Below are 23,184 nucleotides of genomic sequence, written 5' to 3'. Positions count from 1 at the left end.
AATTAAGTGGTACGGATTAATGAGTGTTAACCACGGCTGACTAATGCAAATCGCGTTGGATGATGTGAGGGAAAAGCGGTTAAGCAAACCGGGCCTGGGGCCCGGTTATGCGCCGGAAGCGCGTTACGGCTGCGGCTCTTCGTGTTCGGCCAGTGCTTCGATGGCCGTTTCCGGATCGTCATCCGGCGCCGGCGCTTCATGCATCCACACCGAAACCAGCCGGTAAGAGACCGCCAGCACGACCGGACCGATAAACAGTCCAATCATACCGAAGGCGATCAGCCCGCCGATGACGCCGGAAAGTATCAGAATCATCGGTAAATCGGCGCCCATGCGAATCAGCATCGGACGCAGCACGTTATCCAGCGTGCCGACCACGCAGCTCCACACTAACAGCACCGTGCCCCAGGTGGTGTCGCCGCTCCAGTAGAGCCAGATAATTGCCGGCACCAGCACAATCAACGGTCCAAGCTGCACCAGGCAGGTAAGAATCATTAATACGGTCAGCAGCGTGGCATACGGAATGCCGGAAATCGCCAGGCCGATGCCGCCCAGCACGCCCTGCACCAGCGCAGTCACCACTACGCCGAGCGCCACGGCCCGGATCGCCTGACCGGCCAGCAGCACGGCGGCGTCACCGCGCCGTCCGCCCATGCGGTAGGCAAAGTGACGGATGCCGAGACCAACCTGCTCACCGCGCCAGTACAGCAGCACGCTGAACAGCAGCATCAGGGCAAGGTGCAGCATGAAACGGCCAAAGTGTCCGGCCTGGGCGACAAAGAAGCCGGTGGTGCGGCCAATATAAGGCTGGACCTGGCTCATGATCGCCGCGCCGCCGCCGTCGATGAGTTTATGGTAGCTGGAATAGAGTTTGCGTCCGGCATAGGGAATATCGCGCAGCCAGGCGAGATCCGGCAGCACCAGATGGCGCTGGGTCGCCCAGGCGATGACCGGCGCGCTGTTATCAATCAGGCTGCTGACCAGCAGCGCGATAGGAATAATAAACAGTAGCAACAGCAGAATCGTCATGGCGATCACCGCCAGCGAACGGCGACCCCACAGCAGTTGCTGCAGACGAATCATCAGCGGCCAGGTGGCAATCACCACCATGCTGGCCCAGGCGAAGCCGAGAATGAACGGCTGCACCACCCACAGACAGGCAATGATCATCAGCAAAATAAACATCAGCGAGAACAACATTTGCGGTAGATCCACACCGCGTTGCAGGCTTTTCATCACAACACAGACCTCAGTAATCCTTCAGGAGGGCGCTCCGCGGCGCCTTCACAATGATGATCTATTTCCTGAAAATTAAACAGAAAAAGCAGCGCGCCGCGGCCGTTTTCCTGAAAAAACAGCGGGCGGCAAAAAAATGTGATACAACCAAGAGCTGAAAAAAATTAACCACGCAAACGTTTACAACATCCCGGTCACGAAATAATGATCCCACAGATTTCTCAGGCGCCAGGCCTCGTTCAACTGGTGCTGACATTCCTGCAGTCGCTGAAAGAACAAGGTTTTACCGGCGACACCGCGACCAGCTATGCCGACCGCCTCACGCTCTCCACCGATAACAGCATCTATCAGCTCCTGCCCGATGCGGCGCTGTTTCCGCGTTCAACGGCGGACGTGGCGCTGATCGCCCGACTGGCTGGTGAGCCACGTTTCAACAGCCTGGTGTTTACCCCGCGCGGCGGCGGTACCGGCACTAACGGGCAGTCGCTCAACCAGGGCATTGTGGTCGACATGTCGCGCTACATGAACCGCATCCTCGAGATCAACACCGAGCAGGGCTGGGTGCGGGTAGAAGCCGGCGTGGTGAAGGACCAGCTCAACGCCTGGCTCAGGCCGTACGGCTTTTTCTTCTCTCCGGAGCTGTCGACCAGTAACCGCGCCACGCTGGGCGGCATGATCAATACCGATGCCTCCGGTCAGGGATCGCTGGTGTATGGCAAAACCTCCGATCACGTCGAAGGCCTGCGTGCCGTGCTGCTGGGCGGCGAAATTCTTGATACGCGCGCCATGCCCACCGCGCTGGCGGAACAGCTGGCCACGACGCCGACCGCTGAAGGGCGCATCTATAAAGAAGTGCTTAACCGCTGCCGCGAGCAGCGTGAACTGATTCTGGCAAAATTCCCCAAACTGAATCGCTTCCTCACTGGTTATGACCTGCGCCATGTGTTCAGTGATGATTTGCAAACTTTCGACCTGACGCGCCTGTTGTGCGGTGCCGAAGGCACGCTGGCCTTTATCACCGAAGCCCGGCTGGATATCACACCTATTCCCAAAGTGCGCCGGCTGGTGAACATTAAGTACGATTCGTTCGATTCCGCACTGCGCAATGCGCCTTTTATGGTCGAGGCGCAGGCCCTGTCGGTGGAGACGGTGGATTCGAAAGTGCTGAACCTGGCGCGCGAGGATATCGTCTGGCATTCGGTCAGCGAGCTGATCACCGATGTGCCAGGTAAAGAGATGCTCGGCCTGAATATTGTCGAGTTTGCCGGCGACGATGCGGCGCTGATTGCGCAGCAGGTGACCACGCTGTGCGCGCGGCTGGATGAGCTGATGGCGCAGCAGCAGGGCGGCGTGATGGGCTATCAGCTGTGTGATGATCTGGCGGGCATTGAGCGCATCTATAACATGCGTAAAAAAGCGGTGGGTCTGCTTGGCAACGCCAAAGGGCGCGCCAAACCGATTCCTTTCGTGGAGGATACCGCCGTGCCGCCGGAGCATCTGGCGGATTACATTATGGATTTTCGTGCGCTGCTCGACAGCCATGGCCTGAGCTACGGCATGTTTGGTCACGTGGATGCCGGCGTATTGCACGTGCGTCCGGCGCTGGACATGTGCGATCCGCAGCAGGAGATGCTGATGAAGCAGATCTCGGACGAAGTGGTGGCGCTTACCGCGCGCTACGGCGGTCTGCTGTGGGGCGAGCACGGCAAAGGCTTCCGCGCCCAGTACAGTCCGGCGTTCTTTGGCGAAACGCTGTTTAATGAGCTGCGTCGCATCAAAGCGGCGTTCGATCCGGATAACCGTCTCAACCCCGGCAAGATCTGTACGCCGCTGGGTAACGACGAACCCATGATGCAGGTCGATGCGGCCACGCGCGGCAGCTGGGATCGCCAGATTCCGCTGACGGTACGCAATGACTGGCGCGGCGCGATGGAGTGTAACGGCAACGGACTGTGCTTCAACTTTGATGTGCGCAGCCCGATGTGCCCGTCAATGAAAATTACCCGCAATCGTATCCATTCGCCAAAAGGACGCGCCACGCTAACGCGTGAGTGGCTGCGCCTGCTGGCGGAGCAGGGCGTTGACCCGCTTAAGCTGGAGCAGGCCTTGCCAGCACAGGGCGCCAGCCTGCGCAGTCTGATTCAGCGCACGCGCAATTCGTGGCATGCGAAGCAGGGCGAATATGACTTCTCGCATGAAGTGAAAGAGGCGATGTCCGGCTGCCTGGCGTGTAAAGCCTGCTCGACGCAGTGCCCGATTAAAATCGATGTGCCGAACTTCCGATCGCGCTTCCTGCAGCTTTATCACACCCGCTATCTGCGCCCGGTCAGCGACCATCTGGTGGCGTCGGTTGAAAGCTATGCGCCACTGATGGCGAAAGCACCGCGGGTGTTCAACTTCTTCCTGAAACAGCCGTGGATGCGCGACCTCAGCCAGCGCCACATCGGCATGGTGGATCTGCCGCTGCTCTCCTCGCCGAGCCTGAAGCAGCAGCTGAGCGGACACCCGGCGATGCGGGTCACGCTGGAGCAACTGGAGGCGATGGATGCGGCCCAGCGCGAACAGCACGTGCTGGTGGTGCAGGATCCCTTTACCAGCTATTACGAAGCGCAGCTGGTGACCGATTTCATCCGGCTGATTGAAAAACTCGGCTACCGGCCGGTGCTGCTGCCGTTCTCACCTAACGGGAAAGCGCAGCACGTGAAAGGTTTTCTGCAGCGCTTTGCCCGCACCGCCGGCAAAACCGCTGAGTTCCTCAACCGGGTGGCGCAGCTCGGTGTGCCGATGGTCGGTGTCGATCCGGCCACGGTATTGTGCTATCGCGACGAATATCAGCAGGTGCTGGGCGAGCAGCGCGGCACGTTCAGTGTGCAGCTGGTGCATGAATGGCTGCACGGCGCGCTGGCCGGGCGCGACGCGCAGATCGCCAGCGGCGAAGCCTGGTATCTGTTTGCCCACTGCACTGAGGTCACGGCGCTGCCGTCAACGCCTAATCAGTGGCAGGCTATTTTTGCCCGTTTTGGCGCGAAGCTGGAGAACATCAACGTGGGCTGCTGTGGCATGGCCGGCACTTATGGTCACGAGAGTAAAAACCTGGCGAACTCGCTGGGCATTTATGAACTGTCGTGGCATCCGCAACTGCAGAAGCTGCCGCGTCAGCGCTGTCTGGCGACCGGCTTCTCCTGCCGCAGCCAGGTGAAACGCGCCGAGGGCAACGGTATGCGCCATCCGCTACAGGCTTTGCTGGAATTGATGTAAACAAATTGTAGGAGCCGTCACAAAGCTGGATTAGAATATCCAGCCTGCGTGGCGGACGAAATCACTTTGCAGGCGGGTCGCCTGGTCCCAGTCGCCGCTGAGCGCCAGTTGATGACACAAACGGGTCAGCGACAGGCGCGCCAGCTGGTAAGCCTGAATACGGAACAGGCGATCGCGATCGGCATTGCCCATCTCCTGTACTAAGCGGTGGTGCAGCTTGCCCATCGCGTGCAGGTAGCTGTGATCGTCGCCGTTCAGCTGGCAGATTTCGGCCATGTCGAGACAGGTATCGTTAAAACGACGCAGTTGTTCAATGGAACAATCGGTGCGGTTGAGCTTTGCCTGAGCCAGATAGAAGTCGACGGTGATATCACGGACCGAAAACTTATATTCGTCGATTTTGTGTTGTAACCAGGCTGAGACGGAAAGCGTCATGTCGCCACCCAAAGTAGGTTAATGATAATCATTATCATATTAAACCGCGCCAGGAATGCAATTCCCGCCGTGAAATTTTATTGATTTCCTTTGCCTGTTACAAAAATCGGCAATAACAATCTCTTTACATTCAGCAAAGGCGTAACCTATCAATCAGAGCATAAACGTAAAAAGCGAACTGGAAAATTTACGGCTTATGAACAGGTTACGTTCTGACGGCGCGCGCGGGAATGGCGCGCACAAGCTGGTGGGAAGGGACTATGCTTAATAAAGCAGCAGTAAAAAACAGCACGAGATGATTATCCCTGCAAAACAAGAGGTTGAAGTGATATCTGATATCACTACCATAGGGGGATAGCCTGAAAAGGCCCAGACTTACGAGGTAGCACTATGTCATCAGTAAATGCAGCGTCTTTTTCACCTGACGATTTCGTCTGGAAAGGGCTCACGCTGACCGAGTCGGCAGCGAAACAGATTCTCAGCCTGGTGGAACAGGACCCGGAAGTTAAGGGCCTGAAGCTGGGTGTGAAACAGTCCGGCTGTGCCGGTTTTGGGTACGTTATGGACCTGGTGAAAGCGCCTGCCGATGACGACCTGCAGTTCGAGCAATATGGCGCAAAACTGTTTGTGCCGCTTCAGGCGATGCCGTTTGTTGACGGTACCGAGCTGGATTATGTCCGCGAAGGCCTGAACCAGATTTTTAAATTCAACAACCCTAAAGCTCAGCACGCCTGCGGGTGCGGTGAAAGCTTTGGCGTCGAGTAAGTGAAATATGTCACGACACAGCGAAGCATCTGACGATGTACAAACCTGGGAAGGCAGCCTGAACTATAAAGAAGGCTTCTTCACCCAGCTGCAAACCGACGAACTGGCACACGGCATCAATGAAGATGTGGTGCGTGCCATTTCGGCCAAACGTAACGAACCCGAGTGGATGCTGGAGTTCCGTCTCAAGGCGTTTCGCGCCTGGCTGGAGATGGAAGAGCCACACTGGCTGAAAGCGCACTACGACAAACTCGATTATCAGGATTACAGCTACTATTCCGCGCCGTCCTGCGGCAATTGCGATGACAGCTGTGCCTCTGAACCGGGTGCCACCCAGACGTCCGGCAGCGTCGCCTCCAGCGATTACCTGACTAAAGAAGTGGAAGACGCGTTTAACCAGCTGGGCGTGCCGGTGCGTGAAGGCAGAGAAGTGGCGGTGGACGCCATTTTCGACTCGGTGTCCGTGTCGACCACTTATCGTGACAAGCTGGCTGAGCAGGGCATTATTTTCTGCTCCTTCGGTGAAGCGATTCACGATCATCCGGAGCTGGTACAGAAGTATCTTGGCACCGTGGTGCCGCACAACGATAACTTCTTTGCTGCGCTCAACTCGGCGGTGGCGTCCGACGGTACCTTCGTCTACATCCCGAAAGGCGTGCGTTGCCCGATGGAGCTGTCGACCTATTTCCGCATCAACGCGGCGAAAACCGGCCAGTTCGAACGTACCATTCTGATTGCTGATGAAGACAGCTACGTCAGCTACATCGAAGGCTGTTCAGCGCCGGTGCGCGACACCTACCAGCTGCACGCAGCGGTCGTCGAAGTGATCATCCACAAAAACGCCGAAGTGAAATACTCCACGGTGCAGAACTGGTTCCCGGGCGGTGAAGGCGAGGGCGGTATCCTCAACTTCGTGACCAAGCGTGCGCTGTGTGAAGGCGAGCACAGCAAGATGTCGTGGACGCAGTCCGAGACCGGCTCAGCCATCACCTGGAAATACCCGAGCTGCATCCTGCGCGGTGATTACTCAGTGGGCGAATTCTACTCCGTCGCGCTGACCAGCGGTCGCCAGCAAGCCGATACCGGTACCAAGATGATTCACATTGGTAAAAACACCAAATCGACCATCATCTCGAAAGGTATCTCAGCCGGTAAGAGCCAAAACACCTACCGCGGCCTGGTGAAAATCATGCCGACTGCGACTAACGCGCGTAACTTCACCCAGTGTGACTCGATGCTGATTGGGCCGGACTGCGGTGCGCACACCTTCCCATACGTGGAAACGCGCAACAACAGCGCGCAGCTTGAGCACGAAGCCACGACGTCGCGCATCGGTGAAGATCAGATGTTCTACTGCCTGCAGCGCGGCATTAGCGAAGAAGATGCGATCTCGATGATCGTCAACGGCTTCTGTAAAGACGTTTTCTCCGAGCTGCCACTGGAATTTGCCGTGGAAGCGCAAAAACTGTTAGCGATCAGCCTTGAGCACAGTGTCGGCTGATGCCACACGCGTTGCCGGAAGCAATGTGAAGGAAAGAGTATGTTAAGCATTAAAGATTTACAGGTTAGCGTTGAAGACAAAGAGATTTTGCGCGGTCTGAACCTTGAGGTTAAGCCGGGCGAAGTGCATGCCATCATGGGCCCGAACGGCTCCGGCAAGAGCACCCTGTCTGCCACGCTGGCCGGTCGTGAAGATTATGAAATCACCGGCGGTTCCGTGACCTTTAAAGGCAAAGACCTGCTGGAGCTGGAGCCGGAAGAGCGTGCCGGTGAAGGCATCTTCATGGCGTTTCAGTACCCGGTCGAGATCCCGGGCGTCAGCAACCAGTTTTTCCTGCAGACTTCGGTCAATGCGGTGCGTAAATACCGTGAGCAGGAAGAGCTGGACCGTTTCGACTTCCAGGACTTCATCGAAGACAAGATCAAGCTGCTGAAGATGCCGGAAGATCTGCTGACCCGTTCCGTCAACGTCGGTTTCTCCGGCGGTGAGAAGAAGCGTAATGACATCCTGCAGATGGCGGCGCTGGAGCCTGAGCTGTGCATCCTCGATGAAACCGACTCCGGTCTGGATATCGATGCGCTGAAAATTGTTGCAGAAGGCGTGAACAGCCTGCGCGACGGCAAGCGCTCATTCATCATCGTAACGCACTACCAGCGCATCCTGGATTACATCAAGCCAGATCACGTGCACGTGCTGTATCAGGGCAAAATCGTGAAGTCTGGCGACTTTACGCTGGTGAAACAGCTGGAGGAGCAAGGCTATGGCTGGCTTACCGACCAGGAGTGATAACGCGCTGCAGCAGTGGCATCACCTGTTTGAGTCACGCGGCGAGCAGCGTTCGCTGCAGGCACAGCAGCACTGGCAGCAATTGATGCGTGTCGGCCTGCCGACGCGCAAGCATGAAAACTGGAAATACACCGCGCTGGACAGCCTGCTGGCACAGCAGTTCGTGCAGGCGGACGCGCCAGGCGTGAGCGCTGAGCAGGTGGCTGCGCTGGCGCTGCCGCTGGACGCGATTTGCCTGGTGTTCGTCGACGGCCGCTTCCAGCCTGAGCTGAGCGCGCGTGACACCGGTCTGTTTGACGTGCAGCACAGCCGTGCCGCTGAGCGACGTCCGTTACCGGCTGCGGTACAGCCGGAGGTGTTCCTGCACCTGACGGAAAGTCTGGCGGAAGAGGTGACCTCGATTCGTCTGCCGCGCGGCAAAGCTGCGGCGCAGCCGCTCTATCTGCTGCACATTACCAGCGGCCAGGCGGATGCGCTTAACACGGTGCATCATCGTCACCATCTGGAGCTGGAGTCCGGCGCGGAAGCGCAGGTGATCGAGCATTACGTGACGCTGAATGGCAGCGCCCACTTCACCGGCGCGCGCTTTACCTTTGCGGTGGGCGACAATGCGCAGCTGAAGCATACCAAGCTGGCGTTTGAAGAGAGCAGCAGCTATCACTTTGCGCACAACGACATCGTGATTGGCCGTGACGCGCAGGTGAGCAGCACCAGCTTCCTGCTGGGTGCCGGTTTGTCGCGTCACAACACCAGCGTGCAGCTGAACGGTGAGAACACCCAGCTGTCGCTGAACAGCCTGGTGCTGCCGGTAGGCAGCGAAGTGGCGGATACGCGCAGCTATCTGGAGCACAACAAAGGCCACTGCCTGAGTCGCCAGCTGCACAAAACCATTTCGCGTGACAAAGGGCGCTCGGTGTTTAACGGCCACATCAAAGTGGCACAGCACGCGCTGAAAACTGATGGCCAGATGACCAACAACAACCTGTTGCTCGGTCGCCTGGCGGAAGTGGACACCAAGCCGCAGCTGGAAATCTACGCCGATGACGTCAAGTGCAGCCACGGCGCGACTATTGGTCGCATCGACGACGAGCAGATGTTCTACCTGCGCTCGCGCGGCATCGCCGAGGACGCGGCGCAGCAGATGATCATCCATGCTTTCGCCGCTGAACTGACGGAAGCGCTGGAAGATGACGCGCTGCGCCAGGTGGTACTGCAACGTATTACCGACCGTTTCCCGGGAGTTGAGTCATGAGTTTCGATCTCGAACGAGTCAGAGCGGAGTTTCCGATTCTGAGTCGTGAGGTCAACGGACATCCGCTGGCCTACCTTGACAGCGCGGCCAGCGCACAGCGCCCGCTCGCGGTGATCAACGCGGAAAGTCACTTCTATCAGCACGGCTATGCGGCCGTGCATCGTGGTATTCACTCGCTGAGCGCGCAGGCGACCAGCGACATGGAAAACGTGCGCGCCCAGGCGGCGCGTTTTCTGCATGCTGCCGCGCCGGAAGAGATTATCTTCGTGAAAGGCACCACCGAAGGCATCAATCTGGTGGCCAACAGCTGGGGCGGCAGTCAGCTGCAGCCGGGCGATAACCTGATCGTCACTGAGATGGAGCACCACGCCAATATCGTGCCGTGGCAAATGGTGGCGCAGCGTACCGGTGCGGAAATCCGTGTGCTGCCACTTAACGACAACGGCGAGCTGGCGCTGGAGCAGCTGGCGGGGCTGATTGACAGCCGTACGCGCCTGCTGGCCGTGACGCACGTTTCCAACGTGCTCGGCACGGTTAACCCGGTGAAAGCTATCGTGGCGCAGGCGAAAGCCGCGGGCGTGGTGACGCTGGTAGACGGCGCTCAGGCTGTGATGCACCACCCCGTTGACGTGCAGGATATCGGCTGCGATTTCTACGTGTTCTCCGGCCATAAAATCTATGGGCCGACAGGGATTGGCGTGCTGTACGCGCGTAAGGCGCTGCAGGAGATCATGCCGCCGTGGGAAGGCGGCGGTTCGATGATCGATCAGGTCATGCTGCCCACCGGCACCACCTGGAATGGCGCACCGTGGCGCTTTGAGGCCGGCACGCCGAACACCGGCGGCATCATTGGCCTTGGCGCGGCGCTGACGTGGATCAGCGAACTCGGTCTGGAAACGATCCAGCAGCACGAGAACCAGCTGATGCGTTACGCGCTGGACAAGCTGGCGTCGGTGCCGGACCTGGTTATCTACGGCCCGGCCGAGCGCAGCGGCGTGGTGGCGTTTAACCTCGGTAAGCACCACGCGTTTGACGTTGGCAGCTTCCTTGACCAGTACGGCATTGCCATTCGCACCGGCCACCACTGTGCCATGCCGCTGATGCGTCATTATGCGGTGCCCGCGATGTGTCGCGCCTCTTTCGCGCTCTACAACAGCGAAGAGGAAGCCGATCGCCTGGCGGCTGGCCTGACGCGCATTCATCGTCTGCTGGGCGGTTGAGCAGATTTCAGGAGTTATGCATGGCAAACCTGCCAGAAAAAGAGAAACTGGTGCGCAACTTCAATCGTTGCGCCAACTGGGAAGAGAAGTACCTCTACATCATTGAACTCGGGGCAAAATTACCAGAATCCTCTGAAAGCTTGCATCAGCCGCAGTACGTCATTTCCGGCTGTCAGAGTCAGGTATGGATTCGCATGACCCCACAGGCTGACGGCACCATTGCTTTTGAAGGTGACAGCGATGCCGCCATCGTTAAGGGCTTGATTGCCGTGGTATTTAGCCTGTATCAGGGTCTGAAAGCGCCAGAGATTCTGGCACTGGATGTCGCCCACTGGTTTGGCGAACTGGCCCTGACGCAACACCTCACCCCTTCGCGTTCGCAGGGGCTGGAAGCGATGATTCGCGCGATCCGGCATAACGCACAGTCTCTCAGCTAAGTTACACTCTCCAGACCCCGGCCATGACCGGGGTCTGTTCCATCCGACAAAGAGAAAATGCATGAAACCTGCGCTTCGTTTAGCCGGTGCATTGCTGTTGTCCTGTTTCGGACTGTCTGCACCTGCGTTTGCTACGGAATACCCCCTGCCAGCCGCTGATAGCCGTTTGATTGGCGAAAACACCCTGACCACCGTCCCGGATGACAAACGGCCGCTGGAGAGCATTGCCGCGCGTTATAAGATAGGCATGCTTGGCATGCTGGAAGCCAACCCGGGCGTCGACCCCTGGCTGCCGAAAGCCGGAACGCAGCTTACCGTGCCGCTGCAGATGCTGCTGCCGGATGCGCCGCGTGAAGGCATCGTGATCAACCTGGCCGAACTGCGCCTCTACTACTATCCCAAAGGGGAAGATCGCGTCGTGGTTTATCCGATCGGCATCGGCCAGTTGGGTGCTGCCACGCCGAGCATGGTGACGAGTATCAGCCAGAAAATCCCTAACCCCACCTGGACGCCCACCGTCAATATCCGCAAACGCTACGCCAAAGAGGGCATCACGCTGCCCGCGATGGTGCCTGCCGGGCCGGATAACCCGATGGGGCTGTTTGCGCTGCGTCTGGCGCGCGGCAGCGGCCAGTATCTGATTCACGGCACCAACGCCGACTTCGGCATCGGGATGCGCGTCAGCTCCGGCTGTATTCGTTTGCGCCCGGACGATATCGAAGCGCTGTTCAACAGCGTGCCGCAGGGTACACGCGTACAGGTGATTAACCAGCCGATCAAATATGCCATCGAACCCGACGGCAAACGCTACATCGAGGTACACCAGCCGCTGTCGCGTAATGAACAGGACGATCCACAGACCATGCCAATTGCGCTGAGCGCGCCGCTGAAAGCCTTTATAAAGAGTGCGAAGAGCGACAGTGCGCTGATTAAGGCGGCGATTGAACGTCGTTCAGGCATGCCGGTGCTGGTGAGCAGTGGGGAACCGGTGAGTGAGGCGACGCCGCTGCCGGCAGTGCTGCAGACGCAGCAGGGGGCAACAGGCGGTGCGCAAGCCACCATCAGTCAGGCGCAGGGCGAAGCCGCTGCGACACCGTGATTCAGGGCCAGCGGACGGCAGAATCCGGACAAAAAAAATGGTGCCACAAGGGCACCATTTTTCAAACCAGAACTCTTACTTACGGTAAGAGTGAGCCTGGTTGTCCAGACGCTGGTTAGCGCGAGCTGCGTCGTCTTTAGCAGCCTGAACGTCAGAACGGATTGCGTTCACGTCGTTGCTCAGCTGGTCAACTTTAGCGTTCAGAGTCTGAACGTCTGAAGACAGCTGGTCGATTTTAGCGTTGCTTGAGCAACCAGCCAGCAGAGTTGAACCCAGGATTACCGCGCCCAGTACCAGTTTAGTACGATTCATTATTTATACCCTCTAGATTGAGTTAATCTCCATGTAGCGTTACAAGTATTACACAAAGCTTTTTAAGTTGAGAATAAATTTTTGATGAGAACATGCTTAAATTTGATCGTTCGCTCAAAGAAGCAGCGTTTCACAGAACATGATGAAAATATTTAGCGAAAACAGAGAGATTTAATCGGATTAACCTTAATTCTGCGGGATATTGAATAGTTATTATCGATTGGAATTTTCCGCTTTCTGTCTCAGGCGCGGAATAAAAAAAAGCGCCCCGAAAGGCGCTCTTTTAAATAAACATCACCGGCTCGATCAGAGTACGTGCACCGACGCGGTGTTGGTGGTTCCGCTCGGTACCAGCGCACCCGAAACCATCACCACGACATCGCCTTTCTGCGCGTAGCCACTCTGCAGCGCCATCTCTTTGCCGATGCGGTAGAAATCATCGGTCGAGGCGATTTCGCTCACCAGACGCGTTTCAATCCCTTTGCTGAGGATCAGCTGACGCGCAGTGGTCTGGTTAGTGGTCAGGGCCAGAATGGTGGCATCCGGGAAGTATTTACGCACGGATTTAGCCGACTTACCGCCTTCGGTCGCCACCACAATCACCGGCGCTTCCAGTTTCTCAGCGGTCTCAACGGCGCCACGGCACACTGCTTCAGTGATACGCAGCTTGCGCGAATCCTGCAGGGAATCGATGCGCGATTTCATCACGCGATCGGTACGTTCGCAGATGGTCGCCATAATGGTGACCGACTCCAGCGGGTATTTACCCTTGGCGCTCTCACCGGACAGCATCACCGCGTCGGTGCCGTCGAGGATGGCGTTGGCCACGTCGCCGGCTTCAGCACGGGTAGGGCGCGGGTTCTTGATCATCGAATCCAGCATCTGCGTCGCGGTGATTACCACTTTGCGCGCTTTATTACACTTCTTGATCATCATCTTCTGCGCGAAGATCACTTCTTCAACCGGGATTTCCACACCGAGGTCACCACGCGCGACCATGATGCCGTCAGAGGCTTCCAGGATCTCGTCGAAGTTGTTCAGGCCTTCCTGATTTTCGATCTTGGAGATGATCTGAATGTGCTCACCGCCGTGAGCTTTCAGGTGCTCACGGATTTCCAGCACGTCAGAACGTTTACGGATGAAGGAAGCCGCAACGAAATCCACGCCCTGTTCGCAGCCGAAGATCAGATCACGCTTGTCTTTTTCCGCCAGCGCTGGCAGCTGAATGGATACGCCCGGCAGGTTGACGCCTTTGTTTTCGCCAAGGTCGCCATTGTTCAGCACTTTACACACCACGGTGTTTTCCGTGACTTCGGTCACTTCCATGCCGATCAGACCATCGTCGACCAGCACGGTGTTACCAATTTTCAGGTCTTCGGTGAAACCGGCGTAAGTAACGGCAACGCGCTCGCTGTTACCAATCACTGACTGATCGGTGGTGAAGGTGAAGGTCTGGCCAGCTTTCAGGGACACATCATTGCCACCGTCCAGTTTCATGGTACGGATTTCCGGGCCTTTGGTGTCCAGCAGAATCGCGGCCTGGCGACCGGTTTTTTCCATGACGGCACGCATGTTGGTGATGCGCTGACCATGTTCGGCATAATCCCCGTGAGAGAAGTTCAGGCGCATGACGTTCATGCCTGCTTCCAGCAGTTGAGTCAGCATCTCTTCGGATTCGGTTTTCGGACCGATAGTACAAACGATCTTGGTCTTTTTCATGTCAGATTTCTGTAAGTTGTGATGGATGATAAAGGTCGGGGTTCGATGCGCCTGGCACCGAAGTAAAAATCTGTTTGGTGTTGGTACGTTTGCCACAGAAGTAAGAATAGGTGACGACGGCTAAGCGTGCAGAGAAGTTATGCGCCGGGCGGAGAGACCGTAGCGACGGCGTTGCGCAAATGATGTAAGTGGCTGGCATAGGCACGTTAGCGCTGAAACCTTTCAGGTGGAACAACGCGGCATAGTATAGTCGCTAAGTATGCGAAAACCAATATAAAAGCAGAGGGAGAAAACCGACTCAGATCAAGGAAAGGCGAGTTGCGCAAGGGAGATAACAGCAAAAGTGGTGCGCTCTAATGGACTCGAACCATCGACCCCCACCATGTCAAGGTGGTGCTCTAACCAACTGAGCTAAGAGCGCATTTCAGAAATCTGGTGCGTCCGAGTGGACTCGAACCACCGACCCCCACCATGTCAAGGTGGTGCTCTAACCAACTGAGCTACGGACGCACTTGGTGCGCTCTAATGGACTCGAACCATCGACCCCCACCATGTCAAGGTGGTGCTCTAACCAACTGAGCTAAGAGCGCAACACGCTGTCAGGGCGACAGCGGGGACGAATATTAACGGCAGGCCGTGATGCTGGCAAGCGGAAAAGTGATTTTTCCTGACGACTGACCAGCAACTGTGCTATGCGTCGTTTTTTTCGCCATTGCGGGCCAAATAAACGCCCGCTCAGCCACTTAGCGCGCGGCGCGCGCCAGAATCACCTGCGCCGGTAAACGCTGCAGACGGCGGATGCGCCAGATCATCATCACCGCCGCCGACGTCAGACCGACGATAAATCCGCACCAGAAACCGGCCGGCCCCAGCGGTGCCACCACCCAGTCGGTCAGCGCCAGCACGTAACCCACCGGCAGCCCCAGCACCCAGTAGGCGATCAGGGTAATAAAGAAGATCGAGCGCGTGTCCTTATAGCCGCGCAGGATACCGCTGCCGATCACCTGAATCGAATCCGAGAACTGATAGATGGCCGCCAGCAGCATCAGCTGTGCCGCCAGGGCAATCACTTCCGGATTAGCGGTATAGAGCGCGGCAATATCGTGGCGGAAGGTCACGGTAAACAGCGCGGTGATCGCCGCCATGGTAATACCCACGCCCTGACCGGTCCACGCGGCGATGCGGGCCTGTTCGGCCGAGCCCTGGCCCAGACGGTAGCCGACACGAATGGTGGTGGCGACGCCGAGCGACAGCGGCAGCACAAACATCAGCGAACTAAAGTTGAGCGCGATCTGATGACCAGCGACTTTCACAATGCCGAGCGGCGACACCAGCAGCGCCACCACGGCAAACAGCGTGACCTCGAAAAACAGCGCCAGCGCGACCGGTAATCCCAGCGTGAACAGGCGCGTCAGGATGGCGCGCGACGGTGGCGACCAGCGGTTATGCATGCGGATATCGCGCATGGCCGGCATGCGCTTCAGCCAGAAGCGCATCACCAGATACATCACCCAGTAAACCGACGCGGTGGCGACGCCACAGCCCACGCCGCCCAGCGCAGGCATACCGAAATGGCCGTAAATAAAAACATAGTTCAGCGGAATGTTGGTCAGCAGGCCGAGGAAACCCAGCAGCATCGCCGGCTTAGTCTTCGATAGCCCTTCACACTGATTACGTGCCACCTGGAAAAACAGGTAGCCCGGTGCGCCCCACAGCAGCGCGTGCAGATAACCTTCTGCTTTGGCCGCCAGCTGAGGATCAATGTCATGCATGGTGTGAATCAGGTAGCCGGCGTTCCACAGCACCACCATAATCAGCAGCGCCACGCCCGCCGCCAGCCAGTAACCCTGGCGCACCTGTTCTGCGATGCGTTCGCGTCGCCCGGATCCGTTGAGTTGCGCAACGGTTGGCGTCAATGCCAGCAGCAGACCATGACCAAACAAAATGGCGGGAAGCCAGATAGAGGTGCCGACAGCAACGGCGGCCATATCCGTGGCGCTCACCGCACCGGCCATTATGGTATCCACAAATCCCATCGCGGTCTGTGCCACCTGAGCAAGGATGACCGGGATCGCGAGGGCCAGCAATTGACGCGCTTCTGTTAAATACTTCTGCACGTATCACCTGCGTAATTTAAGAAGAGAGCGGGGTGAAATCCCCAAAGAATGCGCGACCTAGTGTAGCGGTAGCCCGCACTTCCGCCAAACATTGATCGCATTTGGTTGCGCCATTTGTGTAAAGTTTGCGCGCCGGCAAATTAAACCTTGCGGCGCAAGCTGTGATAAACTGCCACAAACTTCGCAGAGGCTGAAATTATGTTTACCGGAATTGTGCAGGGCACGGCAGAAATTGTCGCCATTGAAGAAAAAGAGTTGTTCCGCACCCACACCGTGCGCTTGCCTGCTGAGCTGCTGCCCGGCCTGGCGCTGGGCGCCTCGGTAGCGCACAACGGGTGCTGCCTGACGGTGACCGCCATTGACGGCGATCGCGTCAGCTTCGATCTCATCAAAGAGACGCTGCGCATCACCAACCTCGGTGAATTACAGGTTGGTGACATCGTGAATATTGAGCGCGCCGCGAAATTCAGCGATGAAATTGGCGGACACCTGATGTCCGGCCATATTATGACCACCGCCGAAATCTGTAAAATTATCCAGTCAGAGAATAACCGCGAAGTGTGGTTTAAATTACAGGACGCTGAGCAGATCAAATATATTCTGCATAAAGGATTCGTCGGCATCGATGGTATCAGCCTGACAGTCGGTGATGTCACCAAAAGTAAGTTCTGCGTGCATCTGATCCCGGAAACGCTGGAGCGCACCACGCTGGGCGCGAAGAAGCTGGGGCATCGGGTCAATATCGAAATCGATCCGCATACCCAGGCGATTGTCGACACCGTCGAACGTGTGCTGGCGCAGCGTGATGCCGCGGCCGCGCTGGCGGCACAAACGCTGCCGGACGCGGAGTAATCGCGAATAAAAAAGGCGCGGTAAGCGCCTTTTATCCTGGCTCGGAAATTAACGCGCCACGCGCAAACCGCCTTCGGCGCCGCGGCTGAAAACTACCTGCCACAGCTGAATATCCCGCGCGCGAAACGCACCGGCGCAGGCGTTGAGGTAATAGCTGAACATCCGTTCGAAACGCTCGCCATACTTCTCCGCCAGCTGCGGCCATGCCGCCTGGAATCGCTCGTACCAGGCCATCAGCGTAGTGTCATAATCCGCGCCAAAGTTATGCCAGTCTTCCATGATGAAGTGAGATTCGCTGGCATCGGCAATCTGCCGTACCGACGGTAAACAGCCGTTGGGGAAAATGTATTTATCGATCCACGGATCGACGTTCATGTCGGTTCTGATCGCCCCAATGGTGTGCAGCAAAAACAGGCCTTCCGGTTTCAGGTTACGATCAACCACATCGAAGTAGGTGGCATAGTTTTTCGGCCCGACGTGTTCGAACATGCCCACCGACACGATGCGGTCAAACTGCTGGTTCAAATCACGGTAATCCTGCAGCAGAATGGTCACATCCAGACCGGCACAGCGCTGCTGCGCCATTTTCTGCTGCTCGGCAGAGATAGTCACGCCATGCACTTTTACCCCGTAATGACGCGCGGCGAATTCCGCCAGTCCGCCCCAGCCGCAGCCGATATCCAGCAGCGTCATGCCCGGCTCAAGCTGCAGCTTGCGGCAGATCATATCCAGCTTGTCCTGCTGTGCCTGCTCCAGCGTTTCCGCGCTTTTCCAGTAGCCGCAGGAGTACTGCATAAACGGATCGAGCATCAGTGAAAACAGGTCGTTGCCAAGATCGTAGTGCTCTTTACCAACAATCCAGGCGCGTTTCTTTGACTGCAGATTGGTGAGGCGCGCCGCAGCAATGCGCAGCGTGTCTTTAAAATGGTGCGGTAACTGCTTATCCAGATGATGTTTCAGCACACGGTGGAAGAACATATCCAGACGTTCACACTCCCACCAGCCGTCCATGTAGCTTTCACCGAGGCCCAGCGATCCCTCCTGCAGGACCCGTTTGAAAAAATCCGCATGTCTGACCTGAATATCCCAGGGGCGTGTGCCGTTGATGTGAATGTCCGCCCGCTCCAGTAATTCATGGGCGATACGAAACCATTGGTTTTCTTCAAGGCTCACTTCTTCTATACACGATGAACTCATAGCTTCTCCATCACCTTTCCGATTTGAACCTGAGAAAAAGAATAGTCAAATTCCTCAGGCCTGTGAGAGAACTCACGGAAAATCCGTGCGCCAGATAGCCGACGTACTACAGAGGTATGAATCTGAATAGAAATGTCTGCCACAACTCCGGAGGTGAATATCGTGCAGACGCCATCCCAGCGACAGTGTCGCTAAAAAATACGCTCATTATGTTATTGATTTGTTGCAGAAATGCTGACCCACTGAGTATATGCTCACGCAGGTCAGTATTCAATGGCTTATCGTTAGTTTGCTAACGATAATCGTTGCCTTAGCAATTATCTTCGCAGGGACGGGAAGCGTGAGCAATATCACTTTGTGCGCTGGCGCTGCGCTGCCACAGGAAACCGGCCCAGGCGAGGATCACCGTGGCGACCATGACCAGCGTGGTATGTAACAGCGCCTGCTGCAGACCGGCGGATACAATCAGGCTGGCGAGGAAGCATAAGCCCAGCTGCAGCAGATTCTGCAGGCCGGCCGCTTTGCCGGTGGCCTGCGGGAACGGGGCGAGGGCGCTGGACACCACAATCGGGTAAATCGCGCCATTGGCCAGCGCCATGCCGCAGAACGGCAGCAGCAGAGCCACCAGCGGCGGCGTAGTCATCAGCGCCACCGCAAACAGGCCCAGAATGCTCAGGCTGTAAATCATCAGCAACCACGGCAGCAGCTGCGCACCCTGAAAGCGATTCAGCAGTGCGCGACAGCCAAATCCGCCTAGCAGGAAGGCGATGGTCTGCGGAATATAGCTCAGGCCAATGTCCGCCGGGCTCAGACCCGCGGCGGCGAGGATAAACGGCGAGCCGGTCAGCCAGGCGAAGAAACTGGCGGAGCAGGCCGCATAAATTAGTACGTTACCGCTGTAAATACGCGTCGCCAGCAGCGTCAGCCAGCCCGGCTGTGGCGCGCTGTCGTGGCGCGCACGCGACGCGCTGGCCAGTTTCAGCGTGCCGAACAGCAGCACCAGCGTCACCAGCGTGAGCGCGAGGAAGATGGCGCGCCAGTGAAAATGGGCCATCAGCCAGGCGCCCAGCAGCGGCGCCAGCGCCGGTGACAGCGCCACCAGCGGCATAATCGTGGCAAACACTTTGTTGGCTTTGGCCTGCGGATAGCGGTCAACCACCAGCGCCTGCCAGCTCACTGCTGCGGCGCACACGCCTACCGCCTGCACAAAGCGCAGCACCAGCATCAGCCAGACGTTAGTCACCCACAGCATGGCAAGACAGCTCAGCGCAAACAGGCTCAGGCCCGCCAGTAAAATCGGCTTACGGCCGAAGCGGTCCGACAGCACACCCCACAGCACCTGCGCACAGGCAAAGCCGCCCAGAAACAAGCTCAGGCTGGCGCTGATGGTGCCCGGTGCGGAAGCAAAGTCGCGCTGCATGGCGCCGAAGGCGGGTAAATACATATCGGTGGCCAGGAAGCCGAGCATGCTCAGCACGGCAAGGTAAGGCAGAAATCCTTTGGATGACAGCATGGTTTTTCTCATTCGGCAGGTTGAACGGCGGGGAGTGTAAAAGGGTGCAGCGGGCTTTGTGAAACGCTAATATTTGCAGGGTGCTGTTAAAATTTTTGAAGGGAAAATTATGTGGTCAGAATATGCGCTTGAAGTGGTGGACGCGGTAGCGCGCACTGGCAGTTTTAGCGCGGCGGCGCAGGAGCTGCACCGCGTGCCCTCTGCCATCAGCTATACCGTGCGCCAGCTGGAAGGCTGGCTGGCGGTACCGCTGTTTGAGCGGCAGCATCGCGAAGTGGTGCTGACGGCAGCAGGCGAGCATTTTGTGCGTGAAGGGCGTTCTGTTATCAAAAAAATGCTGGCCACGCGCCGTCAATGTCAGCAGCTGGCTAACGGCTGGCGCGGTCAGCTCAGCATCGCGGTAGATTGCATCGTCAAACCGCAGCGCACCCGCCAGCTGGTAAAGGATTTTTACCGCCATTTCCCCGATATGGAGCTGATCATCAGCTACGAAGTATTTAACGGCGTGTGGGACGCGCTGGCTGATGGTCGTGTCGATGTGGCGATTGGCGCCACCCAGGCCATTCCGGTCGGCGGCCGCTTCGCCTTTCAGGATATGGGCGCGCTCAACTGGCGCTGCGTGGTGAGTCCGCAGCATGCGCTGGCCCACAGTCCGCAGCTGGATGACGAAACCCTGCGCGCCTGGCCGTCGCTGGTGCTGGAAGATACGTCGCGCGCGCTGCCGCGCCGCATGACGTGGACGCTGGATAACCAGCGGCGGCTGGTGGTGCCGGAGTGGGAAACCGGGCTGGATTGCCTGCAGGCCGGATTGTGCGTGGGCATGGTGCCGGGCCACCTGGCGCGCCCGCTGCTGGACAGCGGCGCGCTGGTGGAACTGGCGTTGCCGCAGCCGTTTCCGGACAGCCCATGTTGCGTCAGCTGGTCTGAGCAGCGTGCGTCACCGGCGCTGGCGTGGTTGCTGGAATATCTGGGCGATGCGGAAACGCTGAACCACGAGTGGCTCAGCGAGAAGGCGGCTTAACGGCGGTAATCGCGGAACGGGCCATCGGCCACGGAGCGGCGCTCAATCAGCGTGGGCTGCACTTCAATGGTCTGCGGTTCTTCGCGTTTGCTGGTGATGCGGTCCAGCAGCATCTCCAGTGCCTTTTCCCCCAGCTGCGCTTTCGGCTGGTGCACGGTTGTCAGCGCCGGGGTGAAGTAGCGCGCGTTGCGCACATTGTCGTAGCCAATCACCGAAATATCCTGCGGCACGCGCAGTCCCATCTCGTCGGCCGCGCAAATCGCGCCCATCGCCATGATATCGCCGCCGCAAAACACCGCCGTCGGGCGCTGTTTCTGGTTCAGGATCTGCTGCATTGCCTGATAACCTGACTCCGGTTCGAAGTCACCCTGCACAATCCACTCGGGACGGACGCTGATGCCCGCTTCCTGCATCGCCTGCAGAAAACCCGCATGACGACCGCCACCGGTGTTGCGTTCCATCTGGCCAGGGATAGCACCGATATCGCGATGGCCGCGCTCAATCAGGTATCGTCCGGCGAGGTAACCGCCGTGGAATGCATTGTCCTGCACGGTATCGGTAAAGTCCCCGCGCGATTCGCCCCAGTCCATGACCACCATCGGGATATTGCGGTTCTCTTCCAGCATCTGCAGCAGATCGTCGGGATATTCGGAGCACATGACCAGCAGGCCATCGACGCGCTTTTGCGCCATCATCGACAAATAGGCACGCTGTTTTTGCAGATCGTTGTGCGCGTTGCCGAGAATCAGCGTGTAGCCACGCTCAAAGCAGTGATTCTCCACGGCTTCAATAATTTCGGCGAAGTAGGGCGCTTCGCTGGAGGTCGCAAGCAGGCCCAGCGTCTTGGTGTGATTCACCTTCAGGCTGCGGGCCACCGCGCTCGGTGAGTAATGCAGCGCTTTAATCGCTTCCCATACGGCGTTACGCGTCTCTTCCGCGACAAAACGCGTTTTGTTGATGACATGCGAAACCGTGGTGGTTGAGACCCCGGCGCGTTTCGCCACATCTTTAATGGTTGCCATGAAATGGTACTCCTGGGCTTATCGCAACTTACTGATAAGTATATTGTTAAACGTTTGCGTCTGCTAATGGTTTTGCGCCCTGAATATCAGGGCTAATCTGCTTAATCGGGCAGGGAAACATCCTTCAGCAGGCTGTCAATGCAGCATGCGCTAAATCTGTTGCGCAACGAAAGGCGGCGATTCTAGCAAGCCGGGGCGGATAACACGAGATTTTTGCCCATCACTGTGCGAAAATTATTTAACCATGCAAACTGTGTGACTAAGGAGTTGTGATGAGTACCGATTTAAAACTGGCATTGACCACCACCGCCGCTGCTCTGCTGATGATTATTGCCTTTAGCTTTACCGCCATTCTGCATTAATAAAAAAGCCGGTGCTGCTGAACAGCCACCGGCTTTTTTGTTGCGCAACACTGAGATTAGCGCACGGTTTTCGGCGTCATCATACGGCGTGCGCCAACGTAATGCTTCTGCCAGTAATCCTCGCCCAGCGCGCTAATCTGGATATCCTTCCCGGTGCGCGGAGACTGAATGAATTTACCATTGCCCAGATAAACCCCGACATGGTCGGCGGTGCCGCGGTTGTTGATGCGGAAGAACACCAGATCGCCTTTCTCCAGCATCTCGCGCTTGATCGGCGCGGCGTCGCGCAGGTGATACATCTCATTAGCGGTACGGGGAAATTTAAACTTCACCAGATCTTTGTAGGCGTACCACACTAAACCACTGCAGTCGAAACCGGTGTGCGGTGAGGTGCCTCCCCACTGATACGGTTTACCCAGCTGGCCCATCAGTTTCGTCATCGCGGTTTCGCGCGCTTTTTGATAGCGCAGGCGGTGGGCCTTGCTCATTTTAATGCCGCTCAGCTGCTGCACTTCATCATCAACGGCAACGTCACGCGATTTTTTCGCCAGCCGCTGATGACCATATTTTTTCGCACTGAGCTTAAGTGAGGATTTGCGCTGGGTGGTGTGCTGAAGTACCGTTTCGCTTTTCTGCTGTTTTTTCAGCCTGAACTTCTGTACCGACGTCAGGCGTGACTTTTTGCTGGTGGTTTTCACCGGGCGTCGTTTGCGACGCTCATCTTCACGCGCGTTCTTTTTCTCCGCTTTCTGCAAACTGGCATTAACCGGCGCATGCGGAGAAGCCGCCGCCACATTAAAGAACAGTTGGGCAAAAGCCAGTATGAAAAGCGTAATCAGTAAACGCATAGTCCGGTTACAGGTTAAGCCGTCGGCAGGAAGCCAGACCGCGGTAAAGTTAGAAAAATCTGATCGACGATCAGCACCGGGGCAATTCTAATCCACTTTTTTTGCAAAAGGTAAGGTCTTTTTCCATTAATCTGTCACGGTACTGAAAGTGGGGCAAAAATGAGCGATTTCAGCTGCTTAACCCAGCGGAATTATTGCTAATTATTAATTGATTAATGCTTATTAATGATAT

The 23,184-nt window shown here is 57.2% G+C and carries 20 protein-coding genes and 3 tRNA genes; 11 read left to right on the top strand and 12 right to left on the bottom strand.

The window, feature by feature from the left end; translation table 11 throughout:
* Positions 1-123: 123 nt before the first annotated feature.
* A complete protein-coding gene (ydiK, locus tag ABVR31_RS10705) occupies positions 124-1,236 on the bottom strand; it encodes an AI-2E family transporter YdiK (protein WP_021506235.1) in 1,113 nt (370 codons plus the stop codon).
* A 204-nt stretch (positions 1,237-1,440) separates the two neighbouring features.
* Here ydiK and ABVR31_RS10700 point away from each other — a divergent pair, with 204 nt between their 5' ends.
* Positions 1,441-4,494 carry an FAD-binding and (Fe-S)-binding domain-containing protein gene (locus ABVR31_RS10700; protein ID WP_372772711.1) on the top strand — a complete coding sequence of 1,018 codons (3,054 nt, stop codon included), beginning with the start codon at positions 1,441-1,443 and terminating at the stop codon, positions 4,492-4,494.
* Positions 4,495-4,524: 30 nt separating this feature from the next.
* On the opposite strand, the gene ABVR31_RS10695 is transcribed toward ABVR31_RS10700, so the two are convergent.
* On the bottom strand, positions 4,525-4,929 hold the full coding sequence (locus tag ABVR31_RS10695; RefSeq protein ID WP_021506233.1) for a hypothetical protein: 405 nt from the start codon (positions 4,927-4,929) through the stop codon (positions 4,525-4,527).
* 390 nt (positions 4,930-5,319) lie between these two features.
* Between ABVR31_RS10695 and sufA the strand changes: the two genes are divergently transcribed.
* From sufA to ABVR31_RS10660, 7 genes are all read left to right on the top strand, one after another.
* Entirely contained in the window at positions 5,320-5,694 is a 375-nt protein-coding gene (gene sufA / locus ABVR31_RS10690) for a Fe-S cluster assembly scaffold SufA (protein WP_058776260.1), read from the top strand.
* 7 nt (positions 5,695-5,701) lie between these two features.
* On the top strand, positions 5,702-7,195 hold the full coding sequence (gene sufB / locus ABVR31_RS10685) for a Fe-S cluster assembly protein SufB (protein ID WP_021506232.1): 1,494 nt from the start codon (positions 5,702-5,704) through the stop codon (positions 7,193-7,195).
* Positions 7,196-7,234: 39 nt separating this feature from the next.
* Positions 7,235-7,981: a Fe-S cluster assembly ATPase SufC gene (sufC, locus tag ABVR31_RS10680; RefSeq protein WP_021506231.1), complete on the top strand. Its 747-nt coding sequence runs from the start codon at positions 7,235-7,237 to the stop codon at positions 7,979-7,981.
* Positions 7,956-9,233 (top strand): Fe-S cluster assembly protein SufD, encoded by a 1,278-nt coding sequence (sufD, locus tag ABVR31_RS10675; RefSeq protein ID WP_021506230.1) that lies wholly within the window; start codon positions 7,956-7,958, stop codon positions 9,231-9,233. Before sufC ends, sufD begins: the two co-directional genes overlap by 26 nt.
* Entirely contained in the window at positions 9,230-10,453 is a 1,224-nt protein-coding gene (sufS, locus tag ABVR31_RS10670) for a cysteine desulfurase SufS (RefSeq protein ID WP_372772707.1), read from the top strand. Before sufD ends, sufS begins: the two co-directional genes overlap by 4 nt.
* Positions 10,454-10,473: 20 nt before the next feature.
* On the top strand, positions 10,474-10,890 hold the full coding sequence (sufE, locus tag ABVR31_RS10665) for a cysteine desulfuration protein SufE (protein WP_021506228.1): 417 nt from the start codon (positions 10,474-10,476) through the stop codon (positions 10,888-10,890).
* A 61-nt stretch (positions 10,891-10,951) separates the two neighbouring features.
* On the top strand, positions 10,952-11,989 hold the full coding sequence (locus ABVR31_RS10660; RefSeq protein WP_372772705.1) for a L,D-transpeptidase family protein: 1,038 nt from the start codon (positions 10,952-10,954) through the stop codon (positions 11,987-11,989).
* 75 nt (positions 11,990-12,064) lie between these two features.
* Here ABVR31_RS10660 and ABVR31_RS10655 read toward each other — a convergent pair whose 3' ends face one another.
* From ABVR31_RS10655 to ABVR31_RS10630, 6 genes are all read right to left on the bottom strand, one after another.
* On the bottom strand, positions 12,065-12,301 hold the full coding sequence (locus ABVR31_RS10655; RefSeq protein WP_007374746.1) for a major outer membrane lipoprotein: 237 nt from the start codon (positions 12,299-12,301) through the stop codon (positions 12,065-12,067).
* Positions 12,302-12,607: 306 nt separating this feature from the next.
* Entirely contained in the window at positions 12,608-14,020 is a 1,413-nt protein-coding gene (gene pykF / locus ABVR31_RS10650) for a pyruvate kinase PykF (RefSeq protein ID WP_021506226.1), read from the bottom strand.
* 344 nt (positions 14,021-14,364) lie between these two features.
* Positions 14,365-14,441, bottom strand: a tRNA-Val gene (locus tag ABVR31_RS10645).
* Between the two features lie 12 nt (positions 14,442-14,453).
* Positions 14,454-14,530: transfer RNA gene (locus ABVR31_RS10640), tRNA-Val, on the bottom strand.
* Positions 14,531-14,533: 3 nt separating this feature from the next.
* A tRNA-Val gene (locus tag ABVR31_RS10635) sits at positions 14,534-14,610 on the bottom strand.
* Between the two features lie 153 nt (positions 14,611-14,763).
* Positions 14,764-16,137, bottom strand: coding sequence for an MATE family efflux transporter (locus ABVR31_RS10630; RefSeq protein WP_372772697.1), 1,374 nt, complete (start codon positions 16,135-16,137; stop codon positions 14,764-14,766).
* Positions 16,138-16,335: 198 nt separating this feature from the next.
* On the opposite strand from ABVR31_RS10630, the gene ABVR31_RS10625 reads away from it, so the two are divergent.
* On the top strand, positions 16,336-16,989 hold the full coding sequence (locus ABVR31_RS10625) for a riboflavin synthase subunit alpha (protein WP_127833971.1): 654 nt from the start codon (positions 16,336-16,338) through the stop codon (positions 16,987-16,989).
* Positions 16,990-17,037: 48 nt separating this feature from the next.
* Here the strand turns inward: ABVR31_RS10625 and cfa are convergent, their stop codons facing one another.
* On the bottom strand, positions 17,038-18,186 hold the full coding sequence (gene cfa, locus ABVR31_RS10620) for a cyclopropane fatty acyl phospholipid synthase (protein ID WP_021506223.1): 1,149 nt from the start codon (positions 18,184-18,186) through the stop codon (positions 17,038-17,040).
* A 310-nt stretch (positions 18,187-18,496) separates the two neighbouring features.
* Positions 18,497-19,699: a purine nucleoside transporter PunC gene (punC, locus tag ABVR31_RS10615; RefSeq protein ID WP_372772695.1), complete on the bottom strand. Its 1,203-nt coding sequence runs from the start codon at positions 19,697-19,699 to the stop codon at positions 18,497-18,499.
* Between the two features lie 109 nt (positions 19,700-19,808).
* On the opposite strand from punC, the gene punR reads away from it, so the two are divergent.
* Positions 19,809-20,720: a DNA-binding transcriptional activator PunR gene (gene punR / locus ABVR31_RS10610; protein WP_059011034.1), complete on the top strand. Its 912-nt coding sequence runs from the start codon at positions 19,809-19,811 to the stop codon at positions 20,718-20,720.
* On the opposite strand, the gene purR is transcribed toward punR, so the two are convergent.
* Positions 20,717-21,742 (bottom strand): HTH-type transcriptional repressor PurR, encoded by a 1,026-nt coding sequence (gene purR, locus ABVR31_RS10605; RefSeq protein ID WP_021506220.1) that lies wholly within the window; start codon positions 21,740-21,742, stop codon positions 20,717-20,719. The genes punR and purR overlap by 4 nt on opposite strands.
* Before the next feature lie 272 nt (positions 21,743-22,014).
* Here purR and ABVR31_RS10600 point away from each other — a divergent pair, with 272 nt between their 5' ends.
* Positions 22,015-22,104 (top strand): YnhF family membrane protein, encoded by a 90-nt coding sequence (locus ABVR31_RS10600; RefSeq protein ID WP_021506219.1) that lies wholly within the window; start codon positions 22,015-22,017, stop codon positions 22,102-22,104.
* Positions 22,105-22,160: 56 nt separating this feature from the next.
* On the opposite strand, the gene ABVR31_RS10595 is transcribed toward ABVR31_RS10600, so the two are convergent.
* Complete coding sequence (locus tag ABVR31_RS10595; RefSeq protein ID WP_058757687.1) at positions 22,161-22,952, bottom strand: C40 family peptidase; 792 nt, start codon at positions 22,950-22,952, stop codon at positions 22,161-22,163.
* Positions 22,953-23,184 lie beyond the last annotated feature (232 nt).

Source organism: Pantoea sp. WEP (genome assembly GCF_041678305.1).
Taxonomy (GTDB): domain Bacteria; phylum Pseudomonadota; class Gammaproteobacteria; order Enterobacterales; family Enterobacteriaceae; genus Pantoea; species Pantoea dispersa.
Note: the sequence above shows the minus strand (reverse complement) of the source record. Positions and strands in the feature narration are given on the sequence as shown.

Coding starts and splice junctions, on each gene's coding strand:
- sufD (WP_021506230.1), top strand. CDS start 7,956: ATGGCTGGCTTACCGACCAGGAGTGATAACGCGCTGCAGCAGTGGCAT.
- ABVR31_RS10655 (WP_007374746.1), bottom strand. CDS start 12,301: ATGAATCGTACTAAACTGGTACTGGGCGCGGTAATCCTGGGTTCAACT.
- cfa (WP_021506223.1), bottom strand. CDS start 18,186: ATGAGTTCATCGTGTATAGAAGAAGTGAGCCTTGAAGAAAACCAATGG.
- punR (WP_059011034.1), top strand. CDS start 19,809: ATGTGGTCAGAATATGCGCTTGAAGTGGTGGACGCGGTAGCGCGCACT.
- pykF (WP_021506226.1), bottom strand. CDS start 14,020: ATGAAAAAGACCAAGATCGTTTGTACTATCGGTCCGAAAACCGAATCC.
- punC (WP_372772695.1), bottom strand. CDS start 19,699: ATGCTGTCATCCAAAGGATTTCTGCCTTACCTTGCCGTGCTGAGCATG.
- sufE (WP_021506228.1), top strand. CDS start 10,474: ATGGCAAACCTGCCAGAAAAAGAGAAACTGGTGCGCAACTTCAATCGT.
- sufC (WP_021506231.1), top strand. CDS start 7,235: ATGTTAAGCATTAAAGATTTACAGGTTAGCGTTGAAGACAAAGAGATT.
- purR (WP_021506220.1), bottom strand. CDS start 21,742: ATGGCAACCATTAAAGATGTGGCGAAACGCGCCGGGGTCTCAACCACC.
- ABVR31_RS10595 (WP_058757687.1), bottom strand. CDS start 22,952: ATGCGTTTACTGATTACGCTTTTCATACTGGCTTTTGCCCAACTGTTC.
- sufS (WP_372772707.1), top strand. CDS start 9,230: ATGAGTTTCGATCTCGAACGAGTCAGAGCGGAGTTTCCGATTCTGAGT.
- ABVR31_RS10625 (WP_127833971.1), top strand. CDS start 16,336: ATGTTTACCGGAATTGTGCAGGGCACGGCAGAAATTGTCGCCATTGAA.
- ydiK (WP_021506235.1), bottom strand. CDS start 1,236: ATGAAAAGCCTGCAACGCGGTGTGGATCTACCGCAAATGTTGTTCTCG.
- ABVR31_RS10600 (WP_021506219.1), top strand. CDS start 22,015: ATGAGTACCGATTTAAAACTGGCATTGACCACCACCGCCGCTGCTCTG.
- sufB (WP_021506232.1), top strand. CDS start 5,702: ATGTCACGACACAGCGAAGCATCTGACGATGTACAAACCTGGGAAGGC.
- ABVR31_RS10660 (WP_372772705.1), top strand. CDS start 10,952: ATGAAACCTGCGCTTCGTTTAGCCGGTGCATTGCTGTTGTCCTGTTTC.
- sufA (WP_058776260.1), top strand. CDS start 5,320: ATGTCATCAGTAAATGCAGCGTCTTTTTCACCTGACGATTTCGTCTGG.
- ABVR31_RS10695 (WP_021506233.1), bottom strand. CDS start 4,929: ATGACGCTTTCCGTCTCAGCCTGGTTACAACACAAAATCGACGAATAT.
- ABVR31_RS10700 (WP_372772711.1), top strand. CDS start 1,441: ATGATCCCACAGATTTCTCAGGCGCCAGGCCTCGTTCAACTGGTGCTG.